Source organism: Streptomyces venetus (assembly GCF_039540295.1).
Classification (GTDB): domain Bacteria; phylum Actinomycetota; class Actinomycetes; order Streptomycetales; family Streptomycetaceae; genus Streptomyces; species Streptomyces venetus.
Window position 1 is genome coordinate 155,155 of the sequence record NZ_BAABET010000010.1, and the last position, 12,116, is coordinate 167,270.

Sequence of the window (12,116 nt, forward strand, 5' to 3'; positions counted from 1 at the left end):
GGACGGGTCAGCGGGACAGCACCGTGCAGGCGCTCACGCCGGGGGCGCCGTACACATGGGTGAAGCCGGTCCTGGGTTCGCCGGGGACCTGGCGCTCGCCGGCCCGTCCGCGCAGTTGCTGGACGATCTCGTAGACCTGGCGCAGTCCCGAGGCACCGATGGGTTCGCCGTTGGCGATGCAGCCGCCGTCGGTGTTGACCGGCAGGGTGCCGCCGATGCCGGTGGCGCCGGAGGCGACCAGCCGCTCCTGCTCGCCGTCCTCGCAGAACCCGCACTCGGCCATGTGCATGACCTCGGCGCCGCTCTCGGTGTCCTGCAACTGGCAGACGCCGATGTCGCCGGGGCCCATGCCGGCCTCCTCGAAGGCGGCGGCGGAGGCGTCACGGCTGACGCTGGTGAGCGGGCCCGGGGGGATCGAGGGGCTGAACACCTCGAACGAGCCGAAGCGCCGGGTGCGTACCGCCGCCGCGCGCAGGGTGACCGGCGTGCCCTCCAGGGTGCGTGCGGCCTCGGGCGAGCACAGCACCAGGGCGGCCGCGCCCGCTCCCGGGGAGCAGAACATGTACCGGGTCAGCGGATCGCTGACCATGCCGGAGTCGAGGATCTCCTCGGCGGACACGGGCTTGCGGCGCCACGCCTCGGGCGTCAGGCCGCCGTTGTGGTACGCCTTCTCGGCGACCAGGGCCAGGGTGCGGGGGGTGATTCCGTGGTCGTGCATGTAGCGCTGGATCTTCATGCCGAAGAACTGGGTCGTCACCATCAGCCCGTCGCTGCCGTACTCCGCTCCCAGGCCCCAGTCCTCGGGCCTCGGGTCGAAGGCGCCGCGCGGGTGTTTGTCGAAGCCGACGGCGAGGACGACGTCGGCCATGCCGGAGCGGATCGCGTTCACGGCGGAGACCAGCGCGCTGCCGCCGGTGGCGCAGCCGTTCTTGACGTTCACGAACGGCAGTCCGGTGAGGCCGAGTTGGGTCACCAGCGTGTCGGCGAGACCGGCGTTGTCGCTGCCGCCGAACGCGGCCCCGACTCGCGACCACGCGATGCCGGCGTCCGCCAGCGCGGCGTTCACCGCGCCGAGGGCCAGGTGCCGGCCGCTGGCCTCCGACCGGCCGAACGGCGTGCGCCCGGCGCCGCAGATCAGGACGTCGGTACTCATGAGCCCTCCTCGCCGGGGGTCGTGGGCCTGGCCCGTGGGACGCCGTCGCCCGCGTTCACGGTGAGGGGCATGCCGATGCGGATGCCGTCGAGGTCGTCGACGTCGAGCACGGCGGCCACCCGCAGGCCCTCCGTCAGCTCGACGTAGCCGAGCGCGAACGGCTCGAAGCCGTCGGGCGGCATCCGATAGGGCGGCGACTTGGGGGCGAACCGCTGCACGGTCCAGGTCCACAGCGTGCCGGTACCCTGGAGGACCGCACTGTCGGCCGGTCCCCCACAGCGAGGGCATGCGTCGTCCGCGGGGTAGGCCGTCACCGCGCAGCCGGAGCAGCGTGAGCCCTGGAGCCCGACGGCGACGGCCGGACTCCGCGGATCCGTGGCCATCGGGATCAGCGCCCCTGCCACTTGGGTTCGCGCTTCTCCAGGAATGCCGACACGCCTTCGCTGGCGTCCTCGGAGTTGAGGGCCACGCCCACGGCGAGGTGTTCCATCACCATCAGCGACTGGGTGTCGGCGTCCAGGCTGCGGTCGATCGTCATCTTCGTGAGCCACATGGTGAAGGGGCTCTTGTCGACGAGGTCACCGATGAAGTCCTCGACCGTCGCGTCCAGCTTGTCCGCCGGCGCGGACTTGTTGATCAGTCCGAACTCGGCGGCCTCGACACCGGAGAGGAGCTTGCCGGTGAGCATCAGCTCCTTGGTCTTGCGGATGCCGATCATGCGCGGCACCCGGTAGATCGGCCCGGCTCCGCCGAAGAGTGCGCGGCGGATGTGGAAGTCGCCGATCTTGGCGTCGTCCGCGGAGATGGCGAAGTCGCAGGAGATCATGATCTCGAAGCCGCCGGCGGTGACATGGCCCTCCAGGACCGCGACCGAGGGGGTCTTCATCGAGTAGAGGCGGTCGCACACCTTCGCGGACTTCACCGCCACGTCGATCGCGTTCGACTTGCCGACGTACTCCGCCTTCAGGCTGTCGAGGTCGAAGCCGGAGCAGAAGGTGCCGCCGCGGCCGCGCACCACCAGAACCCGCAGCTCGGGGTCCTCGTCGACCTCCGTGATGATCTCGTCGAGCCGGTCCAGGATCGGCACGGTGACACAGTTCTTCTTCCACGGGCGGTTGAGCCACACACGGGCGACGTGGCCGTCACGCTCGAACTGGATCTCGTCTTCCACTGCCATCTTCCAACCCCTCCAAACTGAACTGAATTCACTACGAGTCTGGGAGGGTCACGGACAGCTGTCAACCCTTCCGATCAAACCAAACCGAATCCGATTCAGCTCTTGATGCGCGGACCCGCTTCGGTTCAAATGACTGAGGCTCACGACCGCTCTCAGGAAGGACCACCATGTCCGGCATCTCCCGTCTCGGCGTCGTCGGCTGCGGGCTCATGGGCTCCGGCATCGCCGAGGTGGCCGCACTGCGCGGTCTCGATGTGACCGTCGCCGAATCGAGCCCCGACCTGGCCGTCGCCGGCCGCGACCGCGTCACCGCGTCCCTCGACCGCGGCGTACGTCGCGGCAAACTCACCGCGACCGACCGGGACCGGGCCCTGGCCCGGCTCTCCTTCACGCACGCCCTCGGGAGGCTGGCCGACCGGCAGTTCGTCGTCGAGGCCGTCGCCGAGAACCGGCAGGTGAAGCTGGAGGTCTTCCGTCAGCTGGACAAGGTCGTCTCGGACCCGGAGGCCGTCCTCGCCACCAACACGTCCTCGATCCCGGTCGTCGATCTCGCCGTGGCCACCGGCCGGGCCTCCCATGTCGTGGGCCTGCACTTCTTCAATCCCGTGCCGGTGCAGAAGCTGGTCGAGGTGATCCCCGCTCTCACCACCGGCGCCGACACCCTGGCCCGCGCCCGCGCCTTCGCGGCCGAGCAGTTGGGCAGGACGGTCGTCCAGGCGCCCGACCGCTCCGGCTTCGTGGTCAACGCGCTGCTGGTGCCGTATCTGCTCGCCGCGATCCGCATGGTCGAGTCCGGGGCGGCGCGCGTGGAGGACATCGACAGCGGCATGGAGCTCGGCTGCGCCCATCCCATGGGTCCGCTGCGGCTGCTCGACCTGATCGGCCTGGACACGGCCCAGGCCGTCGCCGAGTCGATGTACGAGGAGTTCAAGGAACCGCTGTACGACGCTCCCCCGCTGCTGCGGCGCATGGTGGCCGCGGGCCGCCTCGGCCGCAAGAGTGGCCGTGGTTTCCATGTGTACGACGGCTGACCAGGCCGGTCACCGCCCACGCACGAGCGTCACAGCGGCCTCGCGGCCCGTACGGCCAAGGCCTTCGGCGGCCTTGGCGGCAGCGCGTCGGGGCGACGAGCTGCGCATTCACCGACGGTGACCAGGACGCATGCCGGCGCTGCCCTGGGCCGGCCACCGTCGGTGGGCAGCGGTCTCGTGGGAGCGGCGGCGGTGCGACGGGGTGGTTGCGGAGGGTGAGACCGGCGAGCGGCGTGCGCGGCGACGGCACCATGCAACTGCGGCCTTCGACATCCGTCCCTCGTCGGCTGCCCGGCCTCGTCAGGCGGCGGAGCCAGAGGTGAGGCCGATGAGTTCGGCGAGCCGGCCCCGGTGCCGGTCCGTCGTACCGAAGAGGACCTCGGCCCCGCGCGCACGGCGCACGTACAGGTGGGCCGGATGCTCCCAGGTGAAACCGATGCCGCCGTGCAATTGGACGTACTCGGCCGTCGCCAGACGGAAGGTCTCCGAGCAGACCACGGCGGCGGCACAGGCGGCCACCGGCAGGTGCGGCGAGCGGGCGGCGGCGCAGGCCGTCGCGTAGGAGGACGCGGAGCGTGCCGCTTCCAGAGCGACCAGCACGTCGGCCAAGCGGTGCTTGACGGCCTGGAAGGAACCGATGGGCCGCCCGAACTGGTGGCGCTGTCCGACGAATTCGACGATGGCGTCCAGTGCGTGTCCGCTCCCACCGACCTGCTCGGCCGCCAGCGCGGCCCGCCCGGTGTCGAGCGTCGCCGCGACGGTGGCCTCGGCTCCGCCCGTCGTGCCCACCGTGATGGCCGGTGCCCCTCGGAACTCCAGCAGCGCCTGGCGGCGCGTCTCGTCCAGCACGCGGCGCGGAGTCCGCCGTGTGGTGTCCGGCGAGGACTCACAGACGAACAGCTCCGGTCCGGTCGGAGTCTGCGCCCGTACCAGAACAAGATCGGCGCCGGCCCCGTCGAGCACGAAGTCCGCCCGGCCGCGCAGCACCCAGCCGGACCCAGCCCGCTCCGCCGTGACCTCGGGCTCGTCGGATCCCCCGGCGTCGAACCCGGCCACGGTCGCGGTGAGCGTGCCGTCGGCGATCCGCGGCAGATAGCGCTCGCACGCCATGCGGTCGCCGCTGTACAGCAGGGCATGAGCGGCGAGGACCACGGTGGGCAGCAGCGGCGCGCAGTACAGGGCGCGCCCGGCTTCCTGCAGAGCTACCGCCAGTTCGGCGAAGGTGAAGCCCGCCCCGCCGTACTCCTCGGGAACGGCCAGCCCGTGGACCCCGATCTCCCCCGCGAGCCGTGCCCAGAGCTGCTCGTCGTGTCCACGCTGGGTGGCCAGATGCTTGCGGACGTCCTCGGGACCACTTGTCTCGCTGTAGAAGTCCCGCAGCACGGCCCGCAGTTGCCGCTGTTCGTCTGTTTCGGACAGCGACTGGGGGTCGATCTCGGGGTGCCGACGGTGCATGGAGGTCTCCATCGTGCTCGTACGTCGCCCATACAAGAACTGAACTCAATTCATTCACCGTAGATGCAGGGCTCCGGACGGGCAAGACCTGCGCGCGAGCCGGTTCCGCTCAGACGGTGAACCGGCCGCCGTTGGCGAGCAGCACCGCGCCGACCAGATTCGCCGCGGCCTCGCTCGCCAGGAAGAGCGCGATGTCGGCGATCTCCTCGGCGGTGGCGTACGGGCGCACCCTCGGGTCGGCGAAACCGGCACGCAGCACCTCGGGCGTGCGTGCGGCCATCCCCGTCTCCGTCGGCCCCGGGGCCACCACGTTCACCCGGATCCCGGACGCGATGACCTCTTTGGCCACGGCCTGGCTCAGCGCGTGCACGGCGGCTTTGGAGGCGGCGTAGTGGGGATAGCCGACGGGCGTGTCGAAGGCCGAGGACGAGCCGATCACCACGATCGCCCCGGCCTCGAAGGGGCGCATGGCCCGCACCGCTGCACGCAGCACATGGAACGTGCCGTCCAGGTTCGCCCGCATGACGCGCCGCCAGGCGGTGTCGTCGAGAGAACCGGTCACCTCGACCGGCCGCCCCTCGACCAAGGCGTCCGCGATACGTGCCTTTGCCTCGGGGTCGTCGACCCCGGCCGCGTGCACCAGAATGTCGAGCCGCCCGTGCCGCCGCAGTACGTCCTGGACCGCGCCGTCGACCTGAGCCGCATCCGCCACGTCGAGCGCGACCGCGCGAGCGGCGGGCAGCTCCTTCGCGACAGCCTCGGCCCCGTCGCCGTTCAGGTCCACCAGGACGACGGCCCGTGCCCCCTCCGCCGCGAGCTTCCGGGCGGCTGCCGCACCCATCCCGGAGCCGGCGCCCGTCACCATCGCGACCTTGCCCGCGAACCTGTCCGTCCGCCCGTCCGTCCCGGTCAAGACGATCTCCCTTCACCGCACTGGCCATATTGAACTGACTTCATCTCTGTTACCGTGACGGCTGCGGGACTGACAAGACCTGGGACGGTGAAGATGAGGGCATTGCGGCTCACGGCGTGGGGCGAGCCCCCGGCACTGGCCGAGGTCGAGCGGCCCGTCCCCCGGGGCGCCGAGGTCCTCGTGCGGGTCGAAGCCACCGGCCTGTGCCACTCCGACCTGCACGTCATGGGAGCGGCCGCGGGGGCTCTCCCCTATCGGCTCCCGTTCACGCTCGGCCACGAGGTCGCCGGGCGGATCGCCGCCCTGGGGCCCGACACCGACGGGGTGCGGGCCGGTGACCGCGTGGTGCTCTACGGGCCGTGGGGCTGTGGCACCTGTGACCGGTGTGACGCGGGCCGGGACAACTACTGCGACCGGCGCGACACCCTCGCCTGGCACGGGGCGGGACTGGGCCGGGACGGCGGAATGGCCGAGTACGTGCTCGTCCCGTCCGCCCGCCATCTGGTGCCGATCGACGACCTGCCCGCCGATCAGGCGGCTCCGCTCTCGGACGCGGGTCTGACGTCCTACCACGCCGTGACCGGACTCCGGCACGCACTCGGGAAGGGCAGCACCACCGCCGTCATCGGCGTCGGAGGACTGGGCCACCTGGCCGTGCAGATCCTTCGCGCGACCACCGGGAGCCGCGTACTGGCGGTCGACGTCAGGGAGGACGCTCTGGCTCTCGCGGACCGCTCCGGCGCGGACTTCGGCACTCTGGTGCGGGCGGACACCGCCCCTGTCCTGAAGGCACGGACCGGTGGCGCGGGGGTGGACGCCGTGCTCGACTTCGTCGGCACCACGCAGACGCTGGAACTCGCAGTCGGTGTCCTGCGGCCGGGGGGCGAACTCGCCGTGGTGGGCAGTGGAGGGGGGCGTCTGGCCGTCTCCAAGCCGGGTGTTCTCCCGCCGGGCTTCAGGCTCTCCCTGCCCTTCTGGGGTACGCGCCCGGAACTCGCCGAGGTCGTCGCGCTGGCCCGCTCGGGGGCGATCCACGTCGAGACGGAGTACTTCCCGCTGTCCGCCGCGCCGGAGGCTATCGCCCGGCTTCGCCAGGGCCGGGTGCGCGGGCGGGCCGTACTCGTCCCCGACTGACCAGGCGCAGCCCCGACAGGCCAGGAGCAGCCCTGCCCGGCCAGGGGCGGATCCGGCCGACCAGGCTCGGGCATCACGCATACGCGGAAGGGAAGTTCAGGATGCGCTTCGACGGAAAAGTCGCCCTCGTCACCGGCGGGGCCCGGGGCATGGGCGCCTCACATGCACGCGGGCTGGCCGCGGAGGGCGCCCGGGTCGCCGTCTGCGATCTGCTGGACGACGAGGGGAAGGCCCTGGCCGAAAGTCTCGCCGGCGCGCGGTACCACCACCTCGACGTGACCGACGAAGAGGCGTGGCAGTCCGTCGTCCGCACCGTCGAGGACACCCTCGGTCCCGTGGACGTCCTGGTCAACAACGCGGGGATCGTTCACTTCGGCGGCGTGGAAGAGCAGTCGCCCGAGCACTTCCGCCGGATCCTCGACGTCAACGTGGTCGGCACCTTCCTGGGCATGCACACCGTTCTGCCCGGCATGCGCCGCCGCGGCCGCGGGGCGGTCGTCAACATCTCCTCGGCCGCCGGCCTCATGGGCTTCGCCGACGGCATCGGCTACGTGACGAGCAAGTGGGGGATCCGGGGAATGACGAAGGCAGCCGCACTGGACATGGCGGGCACCGGGGTGCGCGTCAACTCCGTACACCCGGGCGTCATCCGCACCACCATGGGGGACAGCGCCGCCCCCGCGCTCTTCGCCGACCAGCCGGTGCCGCGCATCGGGGAGCCCGAGGAGGTCACGCGCATGGTGCTCTTCCTCGCCGGCGACGACGCCTCGTACACCACGGGCGGGGAGTTCCTGGTGGACGGCGGCCAGACGATCGGCCACGTCGGTCACGCCCGCGGCTAGACAGCGGGGCAGCGCGTCGCGGTGACCGCCGGGCTCCTGGCGCCGGCGGTCACCGCGTCGGACGTCTCAGACCGTCTTCGCGCCCACGTCCTTGCGGACCGTGAGCAGGGCCCCGAGCCCGATCACGCAGACCGTCATGACGAAGAACGCCGGGGAGAGCTGGTTCCCGGTCCGCTGGACCAGGAAGGCCGCGATGTAGGGGGCGGTACCGCCCGCCAGGACGGTGCCGATGTTGTAACCGATCGCCATTCCGGTGAACCGGACCCGTCGATCGAACAGGTGCGGCCACAGACTGGCCGCCGGGACCTGCACGAACGCGCTGCTCAGCATGAACAGCAGATAAGCGGCGCCGGCCAGAGCCAGGTTGTGCCGGTCCATCAGCATCATCGCGGGGTAGGCGGTCAGCAGGAATCCCAGCAACCCCGCCAGCAGGATGCGGCGGGAGCCGAACCGGGCGGCGAGCCAGCCGGCCGGCACCATGAGCAGCACGGTGACGAGCACGACACCCGCGCTCAGCCAGAGCACCTGCGTGGGGTCGTAACCCAGGTCGGTGGTGAGGTGGATGCCGATGTACGTCAGGCCGAGGAAGATGGCGCCGCCCTGCGCCATGGACAGGCCGATGGACTGCAGCAGCGCCGCGCGGTGCGTGGCCAGGACCTCCCGGATCGGAGCGGTGGGGATGTCGGCGCGCCGTGCGGCCTCCTCGAATTCGGGGGTGTCCTCGATCCGCAGCCGGGCCCACAGGCAGAACAGGGTGAGCGGCACGGCCATGAGGAACGGCAGCCGCCAGCCCCAGTCGGCCATCTGGTCCTTCGTGGCGATCGCGGAGATCACCCCGGCCGTGGCGGCCGCGAACATGAACCCGAGGTTGGACCCGATGGGCGTGACGGCACCGAGGAAGGCCCTGCGCCGGGGCGGGGCCGACTCGTAGATGTAGGTGTAGGCGCCGACCGACTCGCCCCCCGTGGAGATGCCCTGCATCAATCGGCACAGAAGGAGCAGCACCGCGGCGGTCACGCCGATCTGGCTGTAGGTCGGCAGCAGCCCGGTGGCACTGCTGGCGACTCCCATGCACAGCACCGAGGAGACCAGTGCCTTGCGGCGCCCCCATCGGTCGCCGAGCCATCCGAAGAACACACCGCCGATCGGCCGCACCACCAGCCCGGTGGCGAACACCGCGAGCGTCGCCAGGAGCGCGGCCGCCGGCTCCTCGCTCGGGAAGAACTGCGGCGCGATCACCACGGCGAGATAGCCGTAGACGCTGAAGTCGTAGTACTCGATCAGGGTGCCGAGGCTGCCGGCGAGCATCGCGCGGCGCACCGTACGAGGTTCGTACGCCGCCGACTGGGCCCCTGATGTGGCGGAACTCTGAGTGGCACTCATGCTCCGGCTCTCCTTCCCGGCACGTCCCGTACCTGCCGACGCCGGGGACGCTACAGAACTGAACTCAGTACAGCTAGTCCGGTGCGTGGACTTTCTTGGCGCGGGACAGAGGGCCGGACCGGAGCCTGAGCGTGCCAGGCGTTTGACCTGCGGCGACTGCGAGAGGCCGCACCGCTCGGGTCGCCGACGCGCCGCAGGGCACGGTCACTACTGCGACACGGCATGACCGTCCACGACTTTGAACCGGATTCGGTTCACACCGAGTGTGCTTCGCTCGAACGGAACTCTCCGTCGAGTCAGCGCGCGCCGGCCAGACGCATGGCGAAGTCGCCGTACTGGTACACGACCTGATCTTCCGTCAGGTCACCGTCCTCGTGGTACCAGACCGGTACGCCCATCCCGAGATCCAGGATCGCGTAGGAGGTCAGCTTCACCGTGGTGACGCTGAAGCGCCCGGCCTGCACGCCTTCGCCGAGCAACGTCCGGAAGGCCTGCTCGTACGCGGCACGCCGCTGGAGGACCTCCGTACGGTGGGGCTCCTCCAGGCTGCGGATCTCCCGGGTCCCCACGAACGCTTCGAGGCGATGCCGGGCGTGGTAGCGGACATGAGCCTCGGCGGCCCGGCGCAACCGCTCCACCACGTCCTCACATCCCGTGACGGCAGCGCGGTGGTTGCGCAGCAGGTCGTCCATCGTGCCCGTCATGATCTGGGTGAGCAGTTCCTGCTTGGACCCCACGTGCTTGTACAGACTCGGCCCACGCATCCCCACCGCTTCGCCGATGTCGGCCATCGTGGTGGCGGCGTACCCTCGCTCGGCGAACAGCACGAGGGCGGCGTTCCGGATCTCCACCGCACGCGGCCCCGGAGCCCGGCCGGCCGCCGTACGGCCCCGGGCGGCCACCGCCGACTGATTGCCGCGCTGTGTCGTCACGCTTCCCCTGCCTTGTCCACCGGCCGGCGCCGTGTAGCCGCTTGCCGCCATCCTCTCCGCCCAGCTCACGGTAAGCCATCCGAGGTCGCACCCCTCCCGGGAGTGCCGCGTGCCGACGGCCGGGGAACGCCACCGGCCCGGTCTGTGTTCCTCAGCCGTGCTCGCTTCCTGCCGCGGGAGCCGTGCGTGTGGCCTGGCCTGCGTCGACGCCGTGCCGTGCTTCATGGCGCTGATCACCCTGTTGCGCCGGTGGAGGGCACAGCGTGGGCGTCGGGCCGCCGTCGTACTGGCCGCCCTGGGCGTCTTCGGCGCGTGGCTTTTCTTCGGCGACCGATACCAGGGCGCCCGTGAGGACGGAACCCGGAACGGCGTCGGGAGTTCCTCACGCGCCGCGCCCGACGTCGCGACCGAGGCGACCGCCTCCGGCTCCAGCAGCATCCGGAACTCGAACAGGGCCCGCACCCCGCCCAGCGAGATCGCCGCCCCACGCGCCACCTCGCCGGGCACGAAGCGGCCGTGGGGAGGGGACGCTGCGGGAGCGTGGCGACGATACGCGTCAGGCGCCGACGATACGGCGCACGTTGTCCACGGAGCCGCAGCCCGACTTCAGCTGACGCTCCCGCTCTGCGAGAAACGCCTCGCCGAGCTCTTCCCTGCGGTCCATGGCGACGTTCTCGCGCGCACCGTTGAGGATGGTGCGCTCCTCCTCGTCGGCGTGGTGGGTGACGGCCTCCACGAGCTCTTCCAGCTTCGTGTCCCACTCGTCGGAGCCGACCTCGTCGACCTCCAGGAGTTCAAGAAGAGCCTTGTTGCCCTCTTCGTGCTCCTCCTCGCCGTGCTCGACCTCGTCGTCGTCGATCTTCTTGTAGCGCTTGAGGGCGGGGTACACCTTCGCCTCCTCCGCCAGCGCGTGTGCGATCAGCAGATCGGCGAACTCCGAGAGAGCTGCTGCCCGGTCGGCTTCGACGCTGCGCATCAGACGGAAGAGATCCTCCATCTTTCTGTGATCCTGGAGAATGAGCTCGACTACGTCCCGTGTCTCGGCCATGGGCATCACTTCCGTGCGAAGGAACCTTGCCGGAACCGAATACCCCCGACCGCGATGTTCAGTGATCCCGGTTCGGCACGCTCGGGCGCCCTCTCAGTGATCGGCGAGCATGCCTTCCCGCAGCCGGGCGAGGGTGCGCGACAGCAGCCGGGAGACCTGCATCTGCGAGACGCCCAGACGTTCGCCGATCTGGGCCTGGGTGAGTTCCTCCACGAACCGCATGCGGATGATGTGTCGGTCCCGCTCGTCGAGTTCGGCGATCAGCGGCGCCAGGGCGTGGAAGTCCTCCACCAGCTCCAGAGCCTGGTCCTCGGCACCGATGAAGTCCTGCAGCGCCGCTTCGCCGTCGTCGCTGCCGCTGATGGTGGCGTCGAGCGAGGAGGAGTTGTAGCCGTTCGCGGCGATGCGGGCCTCGCGCACCTCCTGCTCGGGAAGGCTCATCAGCTCCGACAGCTCCTTCACCGTCGGTGTACGGCCCAGACGACTGCGCAGTTCCTCCGTGGCGCGGGCGAGCTGGACGCGGGCTTCCTGGAGCCGGCGGGGCACGTGCACGGCCCAGGTGGTGTCGCGGAAGAAGCGCTTGATCTCCCCCACGATGTAGGGCACGGCGAAGGAGGTGAACTCCGCCTCCCGGGAGAGATCGAACCGGTCTATCGCCTTGATCAGGCCGATCATGCCGACCTGGACGATGTCCTCCATCTCCTCGGGCCCTCGGCTGCGGAACCGGCCGGCCGCGAACCGGACCAGGGACATGTTCATCTCGATCAGCGTGTTCCGCGCGTACTGGTACTCCGGCGTGCCTTCCTCCAGCACCGCGAGCCGGTCGAAGAACTGCCTGGACAGTTCGCGGGCGTCCTTCGGCGCGATGTGCGCGGGATCGGCGACCGCCGGCAACTCGCACGTCTGTGTTTCCGCCGCCGTTCCGTTCATGAGTGCCATGACAAACCCCTCCCGCCGTCGAAGCCGACCGCCGCTGCCAGCAGGGTGCAGCAGGCGCCGCCCGCGCGGATACCCCCTGGTCCAGCTTCCATGCCCGCACTTCGGATCA

12 protein-coding genes are annotated in these 12,116 nt (G+C 70.6%); 3 read left to right on the top strand and 9 right to left on the bottom strand.

Annotated features, from left to right (window positions below):
- Nucleotides 1–7: 7 nt before the first annotated feature.
- Genes ABEA82_RS29950 through ABEA82_RS29960 form a run of 3 tightly spaced genes read right to left on the bottom strand, consistent with a single transcriptional unit; the run spans nt 8 to nt 2,330 of the window.
- The gene (locus ABEA82_RS29950; RefSeq protein ID WP_345664825.1) at nt 8–1,153 is read right to left on the bottom strand and encodes a thiolase family protein; all 1,146 of its coding nucleotides are present in this window, start codon (nt 1,151–1,153) and stop codon (nt 8–10) included.
- On the bottom strand, nt 1,150–1,536 hold the full coding sequence (locus tag ABEA82_RS29955; protein WP_345664994.1) for a Zn-ribbon domain-containing OB-fold protein: 387 nt from the start codon (nt 1,534–1,536) through the stop codon (nt 1,150–1,152). Before ABEA82_RS29955 ends, ABEA82_RS29950 begins: the two co-directional genes overlap by 4 nt.
- 5 nt (nt 1,537–1,541) lie before the next feature.
- Nucleotides 1,542–2,330: an enoyl-CoA hydratase/isomerase family protein gene (locus tag ABEA82_RS29960; RefSeq protein ID WP_345664826.1), complete on the bottom strand. Its 789-nt coding sequence runs from the start codon at nt 2,328–2,330 to the stop codon at nt 1,542–1,544.
- 167 nt (nt 2,331–2,497) lie between these two features.
- Between ABEA82_RS29960 and ABEA82_RS29965 the strand changes: the two genes are divergently transcribed.
- Entirely contained in the window at nt 2,498–3,361 is an 864-nt protein-coding gene (locus tag ABEA82_RS29965; protein ID WP_345664827.1) for a 3-hydroxybutyryl-CoA dehydrogenase, read from the top strand.
- Nucleotides 3,362–3,661: 300 nt separating this feature from the next.
- On the opposite strand, the gene ABEA82_RS29970 is transcribed toward ABEA82_RS29965, so the two are convergent.
- A complete protein-coding gene (locus ABEA82_RS29970) occupies nt 3,662–4,816 on the bottom strand; it encodes an acyl-CoA dehydrogenase family protein (protein WP_345664828.1) in 1,155 nt (384 codons plus the stop codon).
- A 109-nt stretch (nt 4,817–4,925) separates the two neighbouring features.
- Nucleotides 4,926–5,729, bottom strand: coding sequence for an SDR family NAD(P)-dependent oxidoreductase (locus ABEA82_RS29975; protein ID WP_345664829.1), 804 nt, complete (start codon nt 5,727–5,729; stop codon nt 4,926–4,928).
- Between the two features lie 93 nt (nt 5,730–5,822).
- Between ABEA82_RS29975 and ABEA82_RS29980 the strand changes: the two genes are divergently transcribed.
- Both ABEA82_RS29980 and ABEA82_RS29985 read left to right on the top strand, forming a co-directional pair.
- Nucleotides 5,823–6,863, top strand: coding sequence for an NAD(P)-dependent alcohol dehydrogenase (locus tag ABEA82_RS29980; protein ID WP_345664830.1), 1,041 nt, complete (start codon nt 5,823–5,825; stop codon nt 6,861–6,863).
- A 101-nt stretch (nt 6,864–6,964) separates the two neighbouring features.
- Nucleotides 6,965–7,705: an SDR family oxidoreductase gene (locus ABEA82_RS29985; protein WP_345664831.1), complete on the top strand. Its 741-nt coding sequence runs from the start codon at nt 6,965–6,967 to the stop codon at nt 7,703–7,705.
- 66 nt (nt 7,706–7,771) lie between these two features.
- Here the strand turns inward: ABEA82_RS29985 and ABEA82_RS29990 are convergent, their stop codons facing one another.
- From ABEA82_RS29990 to ABEA82_RS30005, 4 genes are all read right to left on the bottom strand, one after another.
- Nucleotides 7,772–9,088, bottom strand: coding sequence for an MFS transporter (locus ABEA82_RS29990; protein ID WP_345664832.1), 1,317 nt, complete (start codon nt 9,086–9,088; stop codon nt 7,772–7,774).
- A 296-nt stretch (nt 9,089–9,384) separates the two neighbouring features.
- The gene (locus tag ABEA82_RS29995) at nt 9,385–10,020 is read right to left on the bottom strand and encodes a TetR/AcrR family transcriptional regulator (RefSeq protein ID WP_345664833.1); all 636 of its coding nucleotides are present in this window, start codon (nt 10,018–10,020) and stop codon (nt 9,385–9,387) included.
- Nucleotides 10,021–10,576: 556 nt separating this feature from the next.
- Nucleotides 10,577–11,068: a hemerythrin domain-containing protein gene (locus ABEA82_RS30000; RefSeq protein WP_345664834.1), complete on the bottom strand. Its 492-nt coding sequence runs from the start codon at nt 11,066–11,068 to the stop codon at nt 10,577–10,579.
- A gap of 93 nt (nt 11,069–11,161) precedes the next feature.
- Nucleotides 11,162–12,007, bottom strand: coding sequence for an RNA polymerase sigma factor SigF (locus tag ABEA82_RS30005; protein ID WP_345664835.1), 846 nt, complete (start codon nt 12,005–12,007; stop codon nt 11,162–11,164).
- Nucleotides 12,008–12,116 lie beyond the last annotated feature (109 nt).